This window comes from Vibrio frigidus, assembly GCF_042465995.1.
Classification (GTDB): Bacteria; Pseudomonadota; Gammaproteobacteria; order Enterobacterales; family Vibrionaceae; genus Vibrio.
Window position 1 is genome coordinate 617159 of record NZ_JBCDMC010000001.1, and the last position, 22199, is coordinate 639357.

Below are 22199 nucleotides of genomic sequence, written 5' to 3' on the forward strand. Positions count from 1 at the left end.
TCTCTTTCTTTATCTAGTCGTAGTTTGATTTCTTGTTAGAATTAGTCTAATTCTTGCTCTCATTTCGCTATGCTAATTAGGACATGATTGGAGCGCGTTTTATAAGATTGGCGTTGCTTGATTGATATCTCACAGATTTTCATTGGCTGATATTGCAAGCTTTCATTATTTGGCTAATGGTCTCTTCAGAGTGTTGATAATCAATAGGGAGTTCTGCAATATTGTCATTTGACCTTACGAACAAGGACGGAAAGCTATTTCCCCCGATAGAGCGGGCGAAAGTGATCTCAGCTACTAGCTCTTGATTTAATGCGTCAGATAGAAGATCGTCTGTGAATTTTTTACTGTCTAACCCTATCTCGACAGAGAGCGAAATGAGTATTTCGTTATCACTAGGGTTACGTGCTTCAAGATAATAGGCGTTTTGAATGGCACTTAGCATCGCTTTTTCGGCGCCTTGTTTCCGCGCGGCTAAGGCGGCTCGGCAAGCTGGGTAGGTAGAGCGACGGGGGGTATTATTTTTCCAAAACTGATAATTAAATTCGGTACCTAAGTAGCCCTCGATTTTTTTCCAGTACGAAGCCACTTGTTGCTGCATTTCTTCTGGCATTGGTACGTCGGAATCGGGTGCTAACCCTCCAACTACGTAAACGATCTCTAGATGTTCGGAAAGATGTTTCTCGATTTCCGTCCATGTGGGTTTGTATCCCCAACACCAAGAACACATGGGGTCATACACATAATAGAGTTTTACTGAAGAAGCCATAGGTCAATTCCTTTTAAGATGTTAGTTAAAGGTAACAAAAATTATCTAGAATGTAATTACCCTTGATTTCAGATCAATCAGATCAATCAAATCAATAAAGTCGTACTTTTCTCTCACATGTTAAGTTACATTTGGTCGTGTATTGCTTGGAAAGTTTAATAAAATGCGACATATTATGGTCTCAAAAGGAGAATTCAATGCCGACGACACTAGCGTTTGATGTGTATGGAACACTTATTGATACTCATGGGGTTACATCAATCTTAGAGAATTTTATGGGGAACAAAGCAGATGCTTTTTCTCATACATGGAGAAACAAGCAACTTGAGTACTCATTTAGACGAGGTTTGATGCAAAATTACCAAAATTTTGCCGTTTGTACCGCCAATGCCCTCGATTATAGTTGTCAGTTTCATAAAATCGAATTAACCATTGAACAGAAACAAGCTCTACTAGAGAGCTACAAAACATTACCATGTTTTGACGATGTTACTGCCGCCTTGAAGCAATTAAAACAGGCTGGTTTTCGCCTGTATGCGTTTTCTAATGGGAGCCAAATAGCGGTAAACCAGTTGCTTGAATCTGCGGGGATCAGTGAATTGTTTCATGGTGTAGTGAGTTGCGATGACGTGCAATCCTTTAAACCGAATCCTGCGGTATATACTCATTTTTTGCGTGAATCAGAAGCTAAAGATAATGAGGTGTGGTTGATATCTAGTAACCCATTTGATGTTATCGGCGCGATATCCGCTGGCATGCAAGCGACGTGGGTTAAGCGATCGGAGGACGCGATATTTGACCCATGGGGCATTGAACCAACGGCAATAGTGCCTAATTTATCCATGTTAAAAGCCGTATTGTAGAGCCATCAAGTATTACTGAAGTAACGTAAAACTGGTTACTGGCTACGTTGATTTTCTATTGTGGTTGAAACGGCAGAATAGGTTGATACAAGGTAGGGCACGCAATAGCTAAGTGCGATTTTAATTGCCCGTTGCGTATCGATGTTTCCCATTAATAGTGCCTCTCCGTGGTTGATCATCATCAGGATAGTACCGACGACGGCGGACACTTTTAGTGAACGCTTAACTATCAACGGAGAAAAAGCGGTATTGAGTATTTTTTGTGTGGCTGTTTGTCCTGGCATTATTATCGTTTTCCTCTAAACCGAGCTAAATAACTGGGCGATCAGTTCGCGCCTTCGATTGAGGCTATCTCAATGTTGCCATTTACGCAATTGATAAGCTCCTGTCGCTTGAGAGGTTTTAAATAGATCCCGCTGAGGTTGTAGTTGTTAGACCAATAGCGGTCGAGGTTATCCTGTACAGCATCTGCAGTGACGAAATAGGCGGGTGTATTTTTGTATTCTGCAAACTCTCGTAATAGGGTTAGGGCTTCTACACCACTCATAATAGGCATGTGAATATCAATTAAAAAACAGTCAATGTTGAGTGGCAAACTATTAGATTTCACGGCTTTAATTAAATGTTCTCCGTCTGCAAACGCAATGACCTCAGCACCTTCACTTTGTGCCATTAATTTGAGAATTTCACGGTTGAATGTTTGATCCTCTGCGATACAGATAATTTTATTTTTTAGTAATTTACTACTGCTAGAGTCGTACATGGTGAACTTAGGGCTCTGCTGGTTTGTGCGGTAAGACTCCTCTAGATGGATTGATGCTGCTACAATAGTTCCGTGTCCTTCCTCTGAAAAGAATTTTATTGAGCCGTTCATCAGTTGTGAGAGCTCTTTTACTATCGCCAATCCTAGCCCTGTTCCTTCAAAATAGCGGTCGGAATTTTTTAGTTGGCTGAAGGCTTGATAGATTCTTTCTCTATTCGATGTATTTAGTCCAATACCTTGATCCTTAACGATGATTGATATCTTCTTTTTACCATCATATTTACTGTGATTGACCGAGATTCTAACTTCAATCGGTTTTCCATTGGAAAACTTGACGGCATTGGAGACGAGATTCAAGATAATTTGTTTAACTCTAGTTTCGTCGCCAACAAAGTGATGGCTTTGGCTCGATTTTATCTTAGTGATGACTTTTATTTTGCATGTATTGGCTTTGAATTTCAGGGTGGAAATAACACTCTCTAATATCTCGAGTAAATTGAATTTTTTATGATCTAATTGTATTTTATTTTCTTCAATTGATGAGATATCCAAAATATCGTTAACCAGATTTAATAGGTGCTCGACAGATGTTGATATGTTGTTGAGGTATTTTTTGTGCATTGATGAGTCAGAATGATTAATAAGGTCGATATAACCTACAACGGCGCTAATAGGTGTGCGAATTTCATGGCTCATCTTGGCTAAAAAAAGGTTTTTGGCCATCGTTGCGTTCACTAGTTTTTGTTCTAGAATTTTTTGTTTACTGATGTCTACCGCAAGACACATGAGACCAACACAGTTACCATTTGAATCTAAAATTGGGGATTTCATCGTGAGGTAATATTTTATTTCTCCATTCGAACATGGGACTTTCTCTTCAAAAGATTTTTTTTTCTTAGTGCGCATCACCTCCAGATCTTTTTCTCTAATTTCCTTTGCTGTTTCAGGCGAAAATGAAAATATTTCTTCGTCTGTTTTCCCAAATACGTTTTCTCTGTCAATCCCCACGCTTTGTTCATAACACCTATTAGCGATGAAGTGTCTGCCTTCCGTGTCCTTGGCACACATCACGGCTTCAATATCATCAATAATGTTGGATATAAGATGGAGTTGTTCTTCATTATTGATGCTAGTGGCAACTAAGTTGGAGAGCATGGTGATATCTAAACAATTTTGCGAAAACAACATCTTTGAAGGCCTTGAGTTAGTGGCATTAATTGCCTCTATGTTGTTGAAGTCCTGGTCATTCGTAAATAGCATTATTTTGCAAAAATAGAGACGATAATGCTAAGTGTGGGTGTTGGTTTGCTTTAAACTTGTTCCTTTTTGTCGTTCGAACATAAAAACATGTTCATTCAAGTTGAAAAAATGTGAAGTAAAGCGCGTTTTAGCGCGCGTTTGGGTATTGAAGGTCCATTTTTTATAAGTAAACTGCATAAAGGTTTCGTAATGATAACCATTTCACTTAAAGACCCGGCGACTATTTTGGCACTCATATTTGTGTGCGTTTGGTCTCTGTTACAATTTCAGTAGAAGATAAAGCACAGAAAACGAAGGTTCTTCATATGGATAACAAATATATAGTTGCAATTGACCAAGGGACCACGAGTTCAAGAGCGGTTATTTTAGATCACGATGCGAATGTTGTCAGTGTTGCTCAGCGGGAATTTACCCAGATATATCCTCAAGCTGGATGGGTAGAACATGATCCGTTAGAAATTTATGCTACTCAAACAACAACACTTATCGAAGCGCTAATCCAGAAGGGAATTGCCACAGAGCAGATCGCGGCCATTGGTATCACGAATCAACGCGAAACGACCATTGTTTGGAATAAGGAAACAGGTAAACCAATATATAACGCGATTGTTTGGCAATGCCGTAGAACCGCCGCCATTTGTGAAGAGTATCAACAACATGAAGGGTTTGAGGCATATGTGCGAGAGAATACGGGGTTGGTACTCGATCCTTATTTTTCAGGTACTAAAGTGAAATGGATCCTAGACAATGTTGAGGGCGCTCGCAAACAAGCCGAAGAGGGTAAATTACTGTTTGGAACCGTTGATACATGGCTTGTCTGGAAAATGACACAAGGTAAAGTGCATGTTACTGACTACACCAATGCATCGAGAACCATGCTTTTCAATATTAATACCCTAGAGTGGGACCGTAAAATATTGGCTGAGTTCGAAATACCATTTTCTATGATGCCAAAGGTTAAAGCTTCTTCGGAAGTTTATGGTGAAGCCAACTTAGGCGGTAAAGGGGGTACTCGCATACCTATCGCAGGTATTGCAGGTGACCAGCAAGCAGCATTGTTTGGACAAATGTGTGTAGAAGCGGGTCAAGCCAAAAACACCTATGGAACGGGCTGCTTCCTGTTGATGAATACCGGGTTAGATAAAGTTTCTTCGTCTAATGGCCTGCTAACCACATTAGCATGTGGTCCAAAAGGCGAGGTGACGTACGCACTTGAAGGTTCCGTGTTTATGGCTGGTGCTTCCATTCAATGGTTGCGTGATGAAATGAAGATGATAGCGAATGCAAAAGACTCAGAGTATTTTGCTTCACAAGTAGATTCATCTAATGGTGTTTATGTTATCCCGGCGTTTACTGGTTTAGGGGCCCCTTATTGGGATGCCTACGCTCGTGGAACGATCATGGGGATGACTCGAGGTACGGGTGTAAACCATATCATCAGAGCAACTTTAGAGAGTATTGCCTATCAAAGTCGTGATGTTATCGACGCAATGCAAGCCGACTCAGGTATTAAGATAACGGATTTGCGCGTTGATGGCGGTGCGGTAGCGAATAACTTTTTGATGCAGTACCAAGCCGACATTTTGAATGCCAACGTTCATCGGCCAAAAGTAACCGAAGTTACGGCAATGGGCGCCGCTTACTTGGCCGGTTTAGCGGTTGGCTATTGGGACAGTATCGAAGAAGTTAAGAATAGATCTGAAATCGATAAAACCTTCATACCTGAAGATGATGAGGATAAACGTGCGAAACGTTATAATGGTTGGAAAAGAGCAGTGAAAGCAGTACGAGCTTGGTCTGATGCGGAGCATTAACTCTCGATATACGCCGCTATTTTTATCTGTTAACGGTGTCGCTTACTGGTCAGAAGTTTCCGGTTGCCACGGGAATGATAACTTAATGCTGGTATTTAGATATAAAAAAACCACCTTCATTGAAGGTGGTTTCGTCTCTGCTATCTGGTTATTGGATTAGAGAGTAGCGATTTGGCTCAGTAGCTCAACGTCTTTGGATGCCTTGCGATAGAACACGGCAGGTTGACCGATTGGAGCATCAACTTCAATCCAACCACCAGTGAATGTCTTACCACTCCATACGTGTACCCATTCATCTTCCGGCAGGTAAACCTTTTTAACTTCTTCACCTTGGTTATAAACAGGAGCGACGAGTAAATCACGACCAAACAGGTACTGGAATTTGATTTCGTACGCTTCCACGTCGTTTTCATAATGCATGAATAGTGGGCGTTGGATAGGCATGCCTTTTTGAGCATTCTCTTTAGAGGCGGCTTTAATGTAAGGCTTAAGATGTTTGAAGATCTTCGTCATGCGCGCTAGGTGCGCTAATGTGTCAGCATCGGTATAGAATTGATGGTTGTCACCAGGGCGGTTACCTTCATGCGTACGCATAATTGGTGTAAACGCAGCCATTTCAGTCCAGCGTTGGAATAGCTCTTTAGTACGTTTACAACCGTGAAGCGTTGTATAGCCACCAATATCACTATGGTGAATGCCGTTACCCATTAGGCCAGACGACAATGCCGCTGGAATAACGGACGCAAGGCCGTCATCAATACACCAATCAACTAATTGGTCACCGCCCCATAAAGCATGACACTTCCCTTGAATACCAGCACCGCCAGCGCGCATAAAGAATAAGATGTCGTCTGTTTTACCCGATTCTTCAATCGCTTCATGTTGAACTTTCGCCCAACGATAAGGCCATTTGTTGTGTTCAATTTCAGCGCTAACGCCGTTGCTTAGACTACAGTCTGTTGGCAGGTATTCACCGAAATCACCCATCCAGCCATCAAGACCAAAATCGATCATGTTTGTTTTGATGACGCCCTTATACCATTCGCAAGCCTCTGGATTCGTGAAATCGACAACACCACAATAAAACTCACCAAAATCGACGACGTATTTTGAACCGTCCTGCTTAGTCGCGAGGTAACCCTTCTCCGCCGCTTCGTTATAAAGAGGGAAATCTTCTAAAACGTACGGGTTAATATAACCTAAGAAACGAATGCCTTCTTCTTTAAGCTGATGAATTTTGGTATCGAGTTCTGGGTAAAGATCTTTGTTCCATTGCCAATCCCATTGCAGACGCTTACCGAATGAAGTCATCTTGATGCCTTGCCAGTCTTGACACCATGCTCCAGCAACCTCAACACCAGCGGCCTTTGCTGTTTCAATTTTCTCCAGCGTAATATCTGTGCCACCTTGAATACCAAGAATGACACCATTGGTAACCCAATCAGGTAGCTCTGGCTGGCGACCGAATACACCAGTAATGTTTTCAACAAGCGACGGGAACGACGCCTCACAATCAAGAAGCAAGTACTCTGGAATATCCCAACATTGAAGTTCATGGAAATTGGCATTAGTGAAATCAAAATCAGCATAAGCTGTGGTTTCTAAATGGCAAAAATATTTTTTGTCAGACACAAATGTAGGTTGAGGATAGTTGGTATTGTAGTAATCACCACCCGCCTTATCATTTGTGTCGGCGAGCCATGTGACGTAACTGTCTTTATTACGACCGACACCTGGTTCTGAAGACCATAGTGGGAAATTTTTACCGCGAAGGTTGAAGTAGGTAAGTTGTTCACCACATCCATATACTTTCTCTTCTTCTGTTGCGGCTACGCGAAGCCAGAAGCGATTGTATTTAGGATCTAGCGCTTCGAATTCTGCTTTTAATCGAGATTCAGCGGTTTCGGATATCAACATTTTTATGGCTGGCTGACCATCAAAGTTAAATGTAATTACCGTTTTACCGTCGATTTCTTCAACAGAGTATTGACGAAGAGGTAATCGTTCGGTGACGTAATCAGTAATATCAAAATTACCACGATACATATCGTAGTTTGCTTCACCGACACCTAAAAATAGTGATGGGCTTTGAGCTGAGTGCTTGAATATAGTTCTGTTTTTATGTGTTATAACCAAAGCACTGTCGTTGTAAGATACGTCCATTATATAGCTCCGAAATTGTAAGAGGGAACGGTTTAATTAAATCGTTTAATTTAAGGTTGCTTATTTTTATGTTATTTATATTTCTGAAATATAAATAACATAAAAATAAATAACCTATAGGTTTGTTGTTGCCTTAAAATAATCCCCCCCAGATTAGGGAGGGATAGTTACTTCCAGTTAAATAATATTCTTATTTAAACTGAACCTTGTATTCTGCTGCGATTTTAGCTTCACACGTTTTGATTTCGTTTTGGAAACGCTCTAGCCATACTTGACCGTCAGCACCCGCTGTTTTTGCGAAGTAATCACGTACTGGTGCAGCTGCTTTTTGGAATTCAGCTTTCTCTGCAGCCGTTGGGCTATAAACTGTACCGTCAGCTTTTTTGAACTCTTCGTAAGCGGTGTATTCACGGTGCTTAGGATAAGAACGTAGGTATTGATTCTGAGCATCGATAGCATCAACAATGACTTGTTTTAACTCGTCTGGGAACGACTTGAATTTCTTGTCGTTGAATACCCAAGCACCACCCATGTATGCGTGGCCATCAAGAATGATGTAGTTCAGGCTTTCTTGAAAACGGTTTTGTACGATATCGACGATACCATTCTTCGTTCCATCTACAACACCTGTTGAAAGGGCAGTATATACTTCAGGCCATGCGATAGGTGTCGGTGCAGCGCCAAGTTCTCTAACAAGTTCTTGCTGAATTTTAGCTGGTACAGTACGTAACTTCAGACCGTCTAGATCGGCAGGAGTCTTAACTTGTTTTTTCGTTGTTGCAATGTTACGCCAACCACCAGAGTTAGAAACCATCATTAGACGTGAGTTAGGAGCGGTTTTTAAAATGTTGCCACGCACGTCACCAAGGAATTCTTCGTTATCGTATACACATTCAGCTATACGGTCATTTGGAAGCATATAAGGTAGGTCAAATGCCCCAATTGGTTGCCAGTAGTTTGCTAGCTCAGCGATAGTCGTTTGGAAGTAATCAAACATGCCCGCTTGGATACCCGCAAGACATTCTTTTGCATTGCCACATAGCTGGCCTGAAGGATAAATATCTACAGAAATAGCACCATTAGAACGGGACTCAACGTAGTTTTTGAAAACAAGTAGAGACTGGTGATTATAGCTATCTAGGTTTGATACGTGCGGTACCGTTAATTTGTAGTCCGCAGCGGTTGCAGCGCCAGAAGCAAGAATTGCTGTAGTTGCTAATCCAAGTAGTGTTTTTTTCATATTATGTTCCTTTAAAATATATTTTATTATAAAGCCAAAGCTTTTATTTCACGTATATCAATGAGGGTGTTACATAACCCCTAGTAGCTGCGGTAAGCCGATAACTAGTTTAGGGAAGAACGAAATTAAGAAGATGATTAAAAACTCTATCGCTAGGAAAGGAATAATCGCCTTCGAAATATGTTGTAGCGGTACTCCGGATACACCGGAAGCTACAAAGAGTACGAGACCCATAGGTGGTGTTGCTAAACCAATAGAAAGGTTACACACCATGACCACACCAAAGTGCACAGGGTCGATACCGGCGGCAATCATGATAGGGGCAATGATTGGCGCAAAGATTAGAATTGCAGGGCCCGCATCCAAGAACATACCTACAATAAATAGGAAGATGTTAATGATGAAGAATAACAAGTAAGGGTTGTCAGTGATGCCGTTAAAGAAATCAGCAACGCTATTAGAGATACCAGAGAAGCTGATAGCAGAAGCAAACCCGCTTGCTGCGGCGACAATGATTAAAATCGCTGCTGCGTTGACCGATACTTTTGCAAATAGAGCATATGTTGCTTTAACGGTGCTTACTTTAAGAATATAAACCGACAGAATAATGGCGTACAGTACGGCGACTGCCGCCGCTTCTGTTGGTGTAAATATACCGCCATAGATGCCGCCAAGAATGATCACTGGCGTCATTAGAGGCAATATCGCCATCTTCATACTCTTACGGCGCTCTTCTTTAGATGCACGTTCAAAGGGTTGAATATCAGGGTAGTGACGGATTTGGAAACGGTTAACCAGCATCAAACCTAGGCAGAAAATCAATCCAGGAACAATACCGGAAAGGAACATGGCTGCAACAGATGTATTCATTACGAATGCGTAAATTAACATGATGCCGGACGGAGGGATGATAGTGCCCAATACGGTTGCCGCTGCGGTTAATGCCGCTGCATAGGCCGGATCGTATTTGTACTTTTTCATCTCAGGGATAAGCATGTTGCCTATCGCTGACGTTGCCGCTACAGAAGAGCCGGTCAATGCACCAAACATGGTTGCTGCGATAATAACGACGTGCCCTAAGCCACCACGCATATGTTGAACACGGGTTTGAGCAAACGAGACGATACGAGGTGTAATACCACCGCTCGACATGCACTCACCAGCCAACATAAAGAACGGTAAAGCAAGCAAAAGGAAGTTATCAAGACCAGAATAAAGTCGTTGATAAAGCATGTTAATAAACAAAACTTGATCATCTTGAACAAACGTGATGATTGGTGAAAGACCGAGTGCAAAAAGAACGGGCACACCGATAAGCAAGAATGTCATGAAATAGACGAGGAAAATCGGAGAAATCATTATACGGCGTCCTATCCAGTTACTTCAACTGACTTTGTGTCGTCAGAAAAATGGATGAAATTGTGTATCGACGCCGCTAACTTTTCAAAAGCAGTTAAGCATGACAACGCCAACATCACAGGTGGGATGATGTAGATGGTATACATCGGGATTGGCACGCTATCTGCCATTACGCCACCGGTGGTAAAGAATATGTACCCGTAGTAGATCCAGATTGTGAATAAAATGAGAGCAGCAACGTGTGCGACTATCATAAAAATGTGGTAAACGCGCATATTCTTAAACTTGTCTGTTATAAATGTCATCGCGATGTTTTGGTCACGCAAATAAACGATAGGTAGACACAGATAAGTCATATAAATCATCAGAAAACGTGATGATTCATCAGTCCAGCTTAAAGGGATGTTTAATATATAACGACAGCCGACTTGAAGTAGCACGATGGCAGTCATTACTAATAATAAGATACCTGATAACTGAGCAGTAAAATTTGCTATAGGTGCGTTAATCTTATTTAACGCTTTTTCAATACTCTTAAACATAGAGTCACCATTAGAATTTAGCATTGCAAACGTTGACTTATTTTAATTAAATCAATAATTTGGAGCTGATATTCTGTAGAGTTAGTTCACGCCTATTAAGCACTTCCTGTGCTCTTTATGACTAAGCTTATTTTTTGCTAATTGTCCGTTTTGTTTGGCGAAATTCTAGCATTTTGGTTAAAATTGACCGTGATGCTTTTCACATCCAAACAATGCTTGTCATTATCTGCATATTTCATGTCACATTTCTGACATTATTTAGGGAGCGAACTCCCTAAATAAGAGTGACTTTTATTAAGCTTTACCGTTTGAACCGAACAGGCGGATCTTGTGTTTAACCACTTCCATCATAGAGGCGATACCGGCGTTGTTTGCGTCTGCAAGAATAAAGTCATTCTCGTTGTCAGCCCAGTGTGCTTGTACACCTTTGATAAAGCCTTGACGCAACTCAGTATCCACGTTTATCTTCGCAACACCGCGCTTAACTGCTTCGATAACCTGATCATCTGGCACGCCTGAACCGCCGTGTAGAACGATAGGTTTTTTCACTGCATCTTTGATTTCAGTTAGACGGTCAAACTTAAGTTCTGGTGTTGTTTTATACACGCCGTGAGCAGTACCGATAGAGACTGCTAGATAATCAACACCTGTGCGCTCAGAGAAATCGAGTGCTTCAGCAACCGTTGTTATCATCGCGTCTTTTTCATCGACAGTGATGTCATCTTCGGTGCCGCCGATCTTGCCAATCTCGCCTTCTGAACCGAGGCCAAGTGCTCTTGCTACTTCAACCACCGCTTTTGTGATACGGATGTTCTCTTCGAAAGGTAACGCAGAACCGTCAAACATCAGTGACTGGAAGTCACGTGTTGCCGCTTCCATGCACTGTTCAAACTTACGGCTGTGGTCGAGGTGAATACAGACTGGAACAGTGATGTTGTGGTGTTGAATAAGAGAATCTACTGCGTCACGAAGCGGTTTCATACCAATTTCGTTAATGGCTTTTTGACCAATTTGCAACATAAAAGGTGACTGCTCTTCTTGCGCTGCTAGAAGTACCGCTTTGATGGTTTCTAGGTTGTGAGCTGTGAATGCACCGATAGCGTAGCCGTTTTCCCACGCTTCTTTAATCATTGTTTTGCCGGATAGGTAAGGCATTTGAGATAATCCTCTTCATTTGTTTGATAATGTAGAAATTATCAGTCATTTGATTTCATTTCTGTTAGATATGTATCATTTTACGACAAAAACAACCAATAATGGACAAAAGTGAGTGCTAGAACACATCTTGTCACTCTACGAATGAGTATGCCGCTTCTTCTTAAAAGGGGACAAAAAAAAGATGACGGCTATAAGCCATCATCTTTTAATATCTAACTACAAAACGTCAGTAAAGTGGTGGAAATTTACTTCATGTCTTGGTCCAATAGACCGGCTGCTAGTGCAGGTGCTAAGCCTGGGGTTAACGGTAATCGTGGAATCACTAAGCAGTGCATTAGGTGATAAATATCTTGCTTACCATCCCATACTTTGGCTGAAACTACGTTATTCGAATCAAGCTCTTGCCACCATGAGCAACCTTCATAATCCATCAGGTAAGTGCGGCAGTAATTCCACCAAGTTTGATAGAACTCTTCATATTTTTTATCACCTGTTACCGTGTAAAGCGCATAAGCAGTACCAATGGCTTCAACAGGCGTCCAACGAATACGTTCACGTACCACTGGTTTGCCATCCCAATCAACGGAGTAAACAAAACCCGGAGCGCCATCAACAGACCATGCATCGCGAACGGTTGCATCAAATAGGCCTTTGGCGTCTTCTAACAACCACTCTGGAGCTTCCGCTCCAATCTCTAGTAGTGTTGCGCGAAGATGACAGATTAGGCGTCCCCACTCGATCCAGTGACCGGGGGTGCCGCCGTAGGCGCGGAAGTGGCTTGCAGGTGTTTCTTTGTTGTAGTCTGGAAGTGGATTCCAGTTAGAGTCAAAGTGCTCATTTACACGGTAGTTGAGGCTTTTAGCCGTCTTGTGAATCATAAACTCAGTAACATGCAGTGCTCGGTCTAACCACTTTGTATCTTTTGTTACATCATAAACAATTAAGAAGGCTTCAACGGCGTGCATGCTGGCGTTACCACCACGATAGTCTTCCGTCTCTGAGAATGTTTCGTCCCAAGACTCAAGGCACATTTGCTCTTCTTCACTCCAGAAGTATTGCTCAACAACCTTAATTGCTTCATCTAATAAAGCTTGAGCACGCGGGTGCCCCGTTGTTACTGCGCTTGCGGCACCTAATAAAACGAAGCAGTGTTGATAGCCTTGTTTTGATGCATCAACAATACCGTTGCCTTCGTTATCTATCGTGGCATACCAACCACCATGGGTGTTATCTTTCAATGGTCCTTCTAATGCAGCAATACCATGTTCAACAAGGTCATATGCGCCTGGACGACCCATCAAAGCAGCGAGAGAATAACAATGTAGCATTCTTGCCGTGATCCATAGTCGTGTTCCCATTTCTTCACGAATGCTGCCGTTATTGCCGACCCAACCAAATCCATTTGGAACTACTGCTTTTCTTCCAAAATCAAAAATTCGATCTGTTTCAGTTTCTAACCAAGAATTATGGGATCTGGTGTTAATCCACTTCATACAATATTTCCTCTAGTGAAAACAAATAATAAGATAGAGCGAAGCTTAACAAACCAAGTAATTACAGTTTTGAAAGTAAAGGTGTGTGTTAAGTTCTAATTAAATACAGTAAAGGTCAATATCGAAAGCAAAACAACAATTATAATGTGTTTTAAGTCGAGATAGCCCCGATATTATGGGGCAACGCTTAGTTATTCATGTCTTGGCGTTTTGAGTGTTTCTGTTTACTGTCTGTTATTACTGAAATTATCAGTTTGTAGATTTTAATTCTGTTAGTTATGTAGCATTTTTTACAAAAACAATCACAAATGGACATTAATGAGCACTAGAACACAATCAATCACAAAAAAACATCGTATTCGATACCGTTCGGTTTAGTACTCTAACTGCTCGTTATTTCTGTGAAAACGGGAATCTGGGTGGGTTTAGATCGCCACTTTCGTGGAGATGACGCTGGTTTTGTGAGGATCATAGGTATAGATAACCTAACCGGGTAGCTTTAGAGAGGGGACGGGCATTTTTATCTCTACAAAAAAGGCGCTCATCATTGAGCGCCTTTACATGTGTTGTTAAAACGACCGTCTATTTAATGCTGAAACGATGAATCGTTTTTTCCTCAAAAATTTCACCTGAATTCAAGCGAGTCGTCGGAAAGTGGGGTTGGTTCGGACTATCGGCGTAGTGTTGAGTTTCCAAACACATACCGGCATACGCTTCATACTTGTAACCATTTCGAGCAAACCAAGGTTTGTTAGATAACTTGGAACCGTTATAGAACTGTACCGCAGGTTGAGTGGTTAGCACTGTCATCAAACGGCCACTATTTGGCTCATATAATTCAGCGGCTAAAGCATATTCGCCTTCCATTTCTCGATTGTGCAAGATGTAGTTGTGGTCATATGCGCCATCCGGAACGTTAAGCTTATTATCACGGATCGTTGTCATTGAGGTAAAGTCCAGTCCAGAGTTTTTAACAGACAAAATTTCACCTGTTGGGATCATATTTTCCGCAACCGGGGTGTAGAAGTCAGCATTAATTTTCAATGCGTGGCCGTCTATTGTGCCGAAATCATGGCCAGCGAGATTGTAGTAGCTATGGTTCACAAGGTTAACGACAGTTGGCTTGTCAGTCGTGGCCTTAAAATTGTAGTGAACCTGATTGTCTTCATCTAGACCAACTGTATGGACAACACTCAAAGTGCCACCGTAACCGGACTCACCATCAGGTGACACGCGGTTAAAATGGACGAAAGTTCCTTCTTGCGCCTCTTCAATCGAGTAATCCCAAACGTATTTGTCGAATCCTTTTAAACCGCCGTGCAAATGCTGCTCGGTGGGTGGTTCATTGGTTTCTAGTTGAAACCGTTCACCATCTAAAGCGTACTTACCATCTTTGATACGGTTGGCGAAACGGCCAGCAATGGCACCAAAAAAAGGATGACCACCAAGGTATTTCTCTAAGCTTTCATACCCCAAAACGACATCGGCTAGGTCGCCATTTCGGTCCGGTGTTTCAATTGAAGTGACGATACAACCATAGTTGGTGACCGATATCTTCACGCCGTTTTTGTTGGTTAGTGTAAAAAGTTGAACAGGTTTATCCTGACCTTCTACAGACCCCCAAGAAGTAATGGTAAGTTCCACGTTATTGGCCTCGGTTAGTGTTGATAATGGAATTTGCTAACGAGTAATTACTTAATTTTTGGTTCTAGACCAGAAGTTACACGTAGTTGCTCCAGTATCGCAGACCAATCTTGACGCCCACGACCTGCAGCGCGAGTGATGCTATAAAGCTCACGAGATGCCGCACCACATGGCATTGGAACATTAACTTGGTTAGCCAAATCAAGCGCGATACCGAGGTCTTTATGTGCTAGGTCGACCATAAACGCTGGAGATAAATCGCCAGACAAAACTTTACCTGGCCACGTTGTAGTGAAGTGCCCTTTGCCTGCTGGCGTGCCGCTCATTACTGCCATTGCCGTATCGAAATCTAGACCGATAGCCTCTGCTAGCGTGATAGCTTCCGCGGATAGTGCATTGAGCGCAATACTCATGTAGTTGTTGATTATTTTTACGCGGATGCCTTTACCAGCGCCACCAGCGTCTACTGTTTCACTGCCCATACAATCGAAAAGAGGTTGTGCTTTTGCAATCTGTTCTTTAGAACCACCCGCTAAGATAAGAAGTTCACCTTTTATTGCGTGATCAGACGTACGACCCACAGGCGCTTCCATCATGCTGAAACCTTTATCCGCCATCTCTTTTACAAGTGCATCCGTTTCGAATGGGTGGATAGTGGACATATCAATCAATAGCGCTTCTTTGCTCATGGTTGATGTAATTCCGTTGTCACCAAATATTACATTTCTTACTAGAGCACCATTTGGCAGCATAGTGACAATGAATTCAACGTCTGTAGCGGCTTCTGCTGGAGAAGTCGCTGCCACTGCGCCTTGGTTTACTTGCGCTTGCACTGCGTCTTCACTGATATCGAAAACTTTTAGAGAGTGACCGCCTTTAATTAGGTTTGCCGCCATTGGGCTACCCATTTGACCAAGACCGATAAAGCCGATAGTTGACATGATTTGTTCCTTTTATGCGTGTTGGGATTGCGGCCAATATAACGTTTTCGTCAAAAACTACTGTAATCAATGTCACATTTTGTTGTTTTGTGTTCATTTGTTGTTGTTTTGTGATTGTACTCCCAGTAGATATCGACAGTTTTCTTATAATGTAATCATACTGTAGTCCTACGCTTGTCTGTATTTGTTTACAAATTCCACGTACATTCAGATAGGTGATTAATAAAAGAGAATCGAACAATGCCAATAGCGTGCCTTGGAATTACTGTGCTCGATAGAGTGCAACGAGTAAAAGAACTCCCGACGTCGGGTGGTAAATTTGTAGCGACAGATTATTTCGAGATAGGTGGTGGTCCCGCCGCTACCGCCGCTGTGGCAGTGGCTAAGTTAGGACATGAAGTGGATTTTATCGGCCGTGTTGGTGGTGATTCAGTTGCTAAAACGATGCTTGATGAGTTGGCTGGTTACGGTGTAAACGTGGCGAAATCAATACACATTCCTAGTGCTTCGTCAGCCTTTTCTGCTGTATTAGTAGATGACGAAGGTGAACGTATGATTATCAATTATCAAGATAAATCACTTAGCCGTGATATAGAGCCACTAAAGTCTGTCGATTTTTCTACATACTCAACCATACTTTGTGATGTGCGTTGGCCAGAAGGTGCAAAATATGCGCTAGAACAGGCTAGGAAATATCGTATTCCATCAGTGCTGGACGCTGACCTTTCACCCGACTCTATTTCAGATCTAGTGGAACTTGCTGATCATGTTGCCTTTTCTCAGCCGGGCTTAGCTAAATTTACTGAGACAGATGACCCAATTCAAGGGTTAAAAACTGCTCAGAAAAGGACAAAAGGTAAAGTTTATGTTACCGTCGGAGCCGAAGGTTGTTACTGGTTAGAAGGTGGTGAACTTAAGCATCAGGAAGGTAAAGTTGTCGATGTCGTCGATACAACTGGTGCTGGTGATGTTTTTCACGGAGCCTTTGCAGTTGCGGTTTCAGAGCAAATGGAGTCAAGGCAGTCTGTTGTTTTCTCAAACACAGTTGCGGCTTTAAAATGCACCAAATTAGGTGGGCGTGAGGGTATTCCAAGTAGGGAAATCGTTAACGCCGATGTAAACAAATAATAATAAGGTTTATCATGACTAATCCTAGACAAGACAAATTATTACAATTAGTTATCGATAAGGGTTACTGTACCGTTGAAGATTTGGCAGAAACTCTACAAGTTTCTACACAAACAATAAGACGGGATATTAAAAAGTTAAGCGATGAAAGATTAATTGTGCGGCATCATGGAGGCGCGAGCTCTCCTTCTAGCACAGTAAACTTAGACTACGAAATTCGTAAAGTATCCGAAACCGATGAAAAAAATGCCATTGGTGAACGAATAGCAGATATGGTCCCTGATAACTCGACGGTTTTCCTAACTATAGGTACGACGGCAGAGATTATTGCTACGCACTTGCTTAAGAAGAGTAACCTTCAAATCATAACTAATTCTCTGCGTGTGGCCAATGTACTGCATAGCAATAAAAGCTTTGATGTACTTATACCAAGTGGAAAAATTCGTGCGACCAATGGCGGAATAGTTGGGACTGAAGCCCTCGATTTTATTAATCATTTCCGCTTTGATTATTTGATCACGAGTGCCGGTTCTATTGATTCGGATGGTACTTTATTAGAATATGACCTAAATGAAACCGCGGTGGCCCAATCGGTTATGAAGTCAGCCCGAAATGTATTTGTAGCGCTAGATTCAACCAAATACACGCCGAAAGGGTCGATTGAGTTGGGACATATTCGTGAAGCGACCGTTTTCTTTACAGATGAGCAACCGCCTGCCTATATCCAAGAAGTATTGAATCAGACCAACGTGAGACTAGAGGTTTGTGAAGGATAGCTCAAGCTAACCCAAGCTTTGATTCTAAAGGGAGAGTGAATACTCTCCCTTTTTCGTGTTGTACTTTTTTGTAATTTAGCCACAAAAGGTTAACAGCCCCTAATAAACGTTAAGTAAACTTGGTGTTGAAGTACCTGTTAGTTCCTCAGGTAAAATGGGGTTACGTAACGAGATAACGTTTCTATTACCGAGATCCAATTCACGAAGGGTTTCGCTAAAATAGTGTTCAAAGAGCGCATCTAATTGGCCGTTGTCAGTCAGTAGAGCTAATCCGTATTCAATACGTTTTGCTAGGTTTAGCTTTTCAGGGTGAACATAAAAGACCAATGGAAATGGGTAGTACAGTACTAGATCAGGCTCTATTATTAGGTTTGGATACGTATTGGCAATACGTTGATAAACCGACTGAACTTCATTCGCTCCTAAAGAAACATAATCACATTCACCTTCGCTTAGGTGTTGAAATATCTCATCGAAGCTCCCTTTTTCGAACACCTTATAGCCGTTTTCTCTGAACAGCTCAGCATCTGCCCACGTTTTTGGAATACCCGCTTTTAATTCAAGAACAACCCGTTTTGTTTCATTATATTTGGGTTCTAAAAGCGATTTGAAATCCTGTCGAGTGATGAGTATTCGATACCCTAATAATCCTTTAGCGATCGGTTTGTGTACTGGTATGTATGTCTTATCTGAAAACTTCAGATTCCCTGCTACCGTTACCAGTAGGTCTGACCCCTTTGAAAATACATTACCTTCATCTTCAGCCGAGGGGTAATCAGTGTAATCAACGATCACTTCAGGTTTTAGATTCGTAGTACTTTGTGTGACATCTAAGACTGCATTTAGAATCGCTAATTCATATTGCTGACGAATAAGGGATTTGTTTCCGTTCCAAAATTGTATTTTGTTCATCATCTTTCTACTAATAGGTGAATCTGTTCATAAAAAATTATTGAAAGGTTTAACAACCATTCAATGCCAAGCACGATATCAGACTTATAAAGAAAGCGCTTTCGTTTTGGTTGTGAAATTTGATACTAAGTAGAATAAATGCATTTTGACAAAGATATGAAGCTATTTAGTCTTCATTGGGACCTGTTCTGAAAAACGGATTCGAGAGAGATCAAATTCAAATAGGAAAATGCGAGGTACAGAGAAAAATTGATGATTAGGTATGGCGTTAGGAGTCGATATGCTTTCTGATCACAGAAATAGGTTAATACATAAACCTAACCAGAATAATATTTATTTAATAATTTTAATGGGTTAGGGCGAATCGGGAGTATTGGTTATGTGTTGAGTATGTTATTAACTAATTGTAATTAAACAATAAAAATAGTATTCGGCAACATGTGGCATTTTTGTGAGCTTGGTAGACTTTTAGATTATTTCGTGTTGTTGGAGCCTATACGCTGTTGTAGTCTCTCACCAAAAGAAAGCGCTTTCTTTTCAGGGTGAGCTACGTTCAGTCACTTAGAAATACTATTTATAACCTAAAAAGAAAGCGCTTTCTTAGTGATTTAAATACAAAATAATAAGGGAATACGTGATGCAAAACAAAACCTTACTGGCTTCATTTTTATGTGGTGCTATGTTTGTTTCCGCCGTTCAAGCCGAAGAGATAAAGCAAGGTGGTACGCTTACGGTGCCAATTATCAACACTGGGTTCGTTGACAATTTCAATCCGTATACAACTAAAGATCTTTTACACGGGATTATGTTTGAACCACTAATGGTTTTTAACAACATGACAGGTGGAACGAATTATCGTCTTGCTGAGTCTGCGGTTTATTCCGATGACCTTAAAACCATTACCTTAACGCTTAAAGATGGTTTGAAATGGTCTGATGGTTCGGCACTAACTGCAGACGATGTGGTATTCAGCTTCATGTTGACGAAAGAGGCACCTGCGTTTGATCAAAAAGGTATTTGGTCGGGTAAAAATTTAAAAGAAATCAAAGCTCTTGATAATAAAACGGTGACATTTGAGTTGAATGAAGCAGATTCAACGTTTATTTGGAACTTGGAAAGATACCATATCGTACCCAAACATATTTGGGGTGAGGTTGAAGACCTAACCACATTTACCAACCCGAATCCGGTTGGCAGTGGTCCCATGACGACGGTGAAATATCTCAAAGCTCAGCAGATGGAACTATGCCGTAATCCTAATTACTATCTCGAAGGGCGTCCGTATCTCGACTGTGTGACTTTCCGTTCTTATAACGACAACTCACAGCTTCAACCTGCTTTGATTAAAGGCGAGATTGACTGGGGTTCAAACTTCATTGCTGATATCGATGCGACATTTGTTGAAGCATCACCAGAGACCAATCATTATTGGTATCCAGCGAACGATGCGATTCATCTTTATGTAAACACTACAGAAAAACCTTTCAATGATTTACGAGTTCGTCAGGCTTTATCTATGGCTCTGGATCGCGATGCAATTGTAGACATCGCTGCTTACGGTTACCCAACGGCCAACTTTAACGCTGGTGGTATTGGTGAGCTTTATGAGACAAGCATCAATAAAGGGATATCCGAAAAATACAGATCACTCACTACGTTTGACCAAGATAAAGCCAAAGCCTTATTGGATGAAGTTGGCCTAACAGACAAAAATGGTGATGGGTTCCGAGATGACAAAGACGGCAACACGATTGAGTTTGATATCGAAGTTGTGAACGGTTGGACTGACTGGATACAAGTTGTACAGATGGTGACGGAGTATTTTGAAGAGGTAGGCATTAAAGCCAAGATTAAGACAGTGGATTGGGCGGTATACGATGCGAATCTAAAAGAGAGCAAGTATAAGATGTCGATCAACTGGTCTATGGTTGCAACTAACCCAATTCTTGCGTATCAAGAGTATTTTTCAACCTCTCGTATTGGTAAAACTTGGCACGCTGGTCATGGTGTACACAGCCCAGAGATCGACGCATTGATCGATAGTTTTGGCAAAACGGGTGATACGAAGGAACAGCAAAAAATTCTAGATCAACTTCAAGAGTTTACCGCGCAGAATATGCCATTTATTCCTCTTTTCTCTAACCCAACTTGGTTCCAATACCGTACAGATAAGATTGTGGGATGGCCAAGTGAGAAAGACCCATATGTACAACCAGTATGGTATGACGGTGGTAAGCGAGTCATCATTCTTAACAACCTACACCTTAAGTAATGTGAACTCGGGATAGATTACGTTTCCTATCCGCAACCAGCGTTAAATCGCCAGTTGTTCACTAATTAAATGTACCTTGATAAGGAGTCACAGCATCCTGTGGCTCCTAGGTTAAAAGATTCCTTATGTCGTTTTTACTTCGCCGCTTTGGCTTTTATTTTACCGCATTTTTGATTGCTATTTCATTCAACTTCATGCTGCCACGTTTGATGCCTGGCGACCCTGTCGAGGCGCTTTTTGCGGCTGCACAAGGTCGAATGGATATTGCTCAGATGGACGCTGTTCGTGAAATGTATGGTTTTCTTGATGGCAATATCTTCGAACAGTACCTCGCGTATATGAAAAGCGTATTTACCTTAGACTTAGGGCCGTCGGTATTGATGTTCCCTGTTAGTGTGTCTGATGTTATCGCAATGGCCCTTCCTTGGACTATGTTTCTTGCACTTGGCTCATTGATTGTTGCTCTTATTATTGGTGTCAGCATCGGAACGTACGCCTCGTACAATCGTGCTGGGATATTTGGACAGGTTGTACCGCCGGTGCTCGCCTTTATCAGTAATTTTCCGTATGTCGTTACTGCTTTATTATTGTTTTACATCTTCGGTTTAAAGCTTGATCTCTTGCCACTTGCGTACACCTATGACCCGTCACTTACGCCCGGTTTTACACTCGAATTTATTGGCAGTGTCGCTAAACACGCTATTTTGCCTGTCGGTTCTATGGTGGTGGTCGGTATTTCAACGTGGGTATTCAATATGCGAAACGCGATGATCAATGTACTCGGGGAAGACTATGTCACGATGGCAGAAGCAAAGGGGCTAAGTAACTACCGAGTGATGTATCGCTATGCGGGGAGAAACGCCATTTTGCCGGTAGCAACGGCGATAGCGATGGCGATTGGATTCTCGTTTGCAGGTTCTATCATGACTGAAGTGGTTTTTAACTATCAAGGACTTGGAAATATCCTATTAAAAGGCATTGTTGCGCGTGACTATCCGCTTATACAAGCCATTCTCCTTATTCTGGTTTCAGCGGTGCTTACCGCTAACTTCATTGCCGACCTTCTATATGTTTGGCTCGATCCACGAATCTCAAATTAGGTGCA

19 protein-coding genes are annotated in these 22199 nt (G+C 41.7%); 7 read left to right on the forward strand and 12 right to left on the reverse strand.

The features are described from left to right. Positions 1–139: 139 nt before the first annotated feature. Positions 140–766 (reverse strand): DsbA family protein, encoded by a 627-nt coding sequence (locus AACW90_RS02740; RefSeq protein ID WP_390230412.1) that lies wholly within the window; start codon positions 764–766, stop codon positions 140–142. A 197-nt stretch (positions 767–963) separates the two neighbouring features. Here AACW90_RS02740 and AACW90_RS02745 point away from each other — a divergent pair, with 197 nt between their 5' ends. Then, on the forward strand, positions 964–1629 hold the full coding sequence (locus AACW90_RS02745; RefSeq protein WP_390230414.1) for a haloacid dehalogenase type II: 666 nt from the start codon (positions 964–966) through the stop codon (positions 1627–1629). Between the two features lie 35 nt (positions 1630–1664). On the opposite strand, the gene nrtS is transcribed toward AACW90_RS02745, so the two are convergent. Further along, the gene (gene nrtS / locus AACW90_RS02750) at positions 1665–1913 is read right to left on the reverse strand and encodes a nitrate/nitrite transporter NrtS (protein ID WP_390230416.1); all 249 of its coding nucleotides are present in this window, start codon (positions 1911–1913) and stop codon (positions 1665–1667) included. 41 nt (positions 1914–1954) lie between these two features. Then, positions 1955–3652, reverse strand: coding sequence for a PAS domain-containing hybrid sensor histidine kinase/response regulator (locus AACW90_RS02755; protein ID WP_390230419.1), 1698 nt, complete (start codon positions 3650–3652; stop codon positions 1955–1957). Positions 3653–3957: 305 nt separating this feature from the next. Here AACW90_RS02755 and glpK point away from each other — a divergent pair, with 305 nt between their 5' ends. Next, positions 3958–5466, forward strand: a complete 1509-nt coding sequence (glpK, locus tag AACW90_RS02760; protein WP_390230421.1) for a glycerol kinase GlpK — start codon at positions 3958–3960, stop codon at positions 5464–5466. Then, positions 5453–5626 carry a hypothetical protein gene (locus AACW90_RS02765; protein WP_390230424.1) on the forward strand — a complete coding sequence of 58 codons (174 nt, stop codon included), beginning with the start codon at positions 5453–5455 and terminating at the stop codon, positions 5624–5626. The genes glpK and AACW90_RS02765 overlap by 14 nt, the downstream gene beginning before the upstream one ends. Here AACW90_RS02765 and AACW90_RS02770 read toward each other — a convergent pair. The 8 genes from AACW90_RS02770 to yihU form a co-directional block, all read right to left on the reverse strand. Further along, a complete protein-coding gene (locus AACW90_RS02770) occupies positions 5623–7629 on the reverse strand; it encodes an alpha-glucosidase (RefSeq protein ID WP_390230427.1) in 2007 nt (668 codons plus the stop codon). The two genes, AACW90_RS02765 and AACW90_RS02770, sit on opposite strands and share 4 nt — an antisense overlap. 190 nt (positions 7630–7819) lie before the next feature. Continuing rightward, positions 7820–8869, reverse strand: a complete 1050-nt coding sequence (locus AACW90_RS02775; RefSeq protein ID WP_390230430.1) for a TRAP transporter substrate-binding protein — start codon at positions 8867–8869, stop codon at positions 7820–7822. A 69-nt stretch (positions 8870–8938) separates the two neighbouring features. Further along, complete coding sequence (locus tag AACW90_RS02780) at positions 8939–10228, reverse strand: TRAP transporter large permease (protein ID WP_275137804.1); 1290 nt, start codon at positions 10226–10228, stop codon at positions 8939–8941. Positions 10229–10239: 11 nt separating this feature from the next. Then, positions 10240–10770: a TRAP transporter small permease gene (locus AACW90_RS02785; protein ID WP_390230434.1), complete on the reverse strand. Its 531-nt coding sequence runs from the start codon at positions 10768–10770 to the stop codon at positions 10240–10242. 294 nt (positions 10771–11064) lie between these two features. Continuing rightward, on the reverse strand, positions 11065–11925 hold the full coding sequence (locus AACW90_RS02790; RefSeq protein ID WP_347999098.1) for a class II fructose-bisphosphate aldolase: 861 nt from the start codon (positions 11923–11925) through the stop codon (positions 11065–11067). A 248-nt stretch (positions 11926–12173) separates the two neighbouring features. After that, on the reverse strand, positions 12174–13421 hold the full coding sequence (locus tag AACW90_RS02795) for an AGE family epimerase/isomerase (RefSeq protein ID WP_275137802.1): 1248 nt from the start codon (positions 13419–13421) through the stop codon (positions 12174–12176). 582 nt (positions 13422–14003) lie between these two features. Further along, positions 14004–15065 (reverse strand): aldose epimerase family protein, encoded by a 1062-nt coding sequence (locus tag AACW90_RS02800; RefSeq protein ID WP_390230439.1) that lies wholly within the window; start codon positions 15063–15065, stop codon positions 14004–14006. A gap of 47 nt (positions 15066–15112) precedes the next feature. Then, complete coding sequence (gene yihU, locus AACW90_RS02805) at positions 15113–16006, reverse strand: sulfolactaldehyde 3-reductase (protein ID WP_390230441.1); 894 nt, start codon at positions 16004–16006, stop codon at positions 15113–15115. Between the two features lie 240 nt (positions 16007–16246). On the opposite strand from yihU, the gene AACW90_RS02810 reads away from it, so the two are divergent. Then, on the forward strand, positions 16247–17134 hold the full coding sequence (locus AACW90_RS02810) for a PfkB family carbohydrate kinase (protein WP_390230445.1): 888 nt from the start codon (positions 16247–16249) through the stop codon (positions 17132–17134). Between the two features lie 14 nt (positions 17135–17148). Then, a complete protein-coding gene (locus AACW90_RS02815) occupies positions 17149–17910 on the forward strand; it encodes a DeoR/GlpR family DNA-binding transcription regulator (RefSeq protein WP_390230448.1) in 762 nt (253 codons plus the stop codon). A gap of 99 nt (positions 17911–18009) precedes the next feature. Here the strand turns inward: AACW90_RS02815 and AACW90_RS02820 are convergent, their stop codons facing one another. Further along, positions 18010–18825, reverse strand: coding sequence for a type 2 periplasmic-binding domain-containing protein (locus AACW90_RS02820; RefSeq protein ID WP_390230451.1), 816 nt, complete (start codon positions 18823–18825; stop codon positions 18010–18012). 634 nt (positions 18826–19459) lie between these two features. Between AACW90_RS02820 and AACW90_RS02825 the strand changes: the two genes are divergently transcribed. Then, complete coding sequence (locus AACW90_RS02825) at positions 19460–21094, forward strand: ABC transporter substrate-binding protein (protein ID WP_390230454.1); 1635 nt, start codon at positions 19460–19462, stop codon at positions 21092–21094. A 125-nt stretch (positions 21095–21219) separates the two neighbouring features. Next, positions 21220–22194, forward strand: a complete 975-nt coding sequence (locus tag AACW90_RS02830) for an ABC transporter permease (RefSeq protein ID WP_390230456.1) — start codon at positions 21220–21222, stop codon at positions 22192–22194. The last annotated feature ends 5 nt before the right edge of the window (positions 22195–22199 follow it).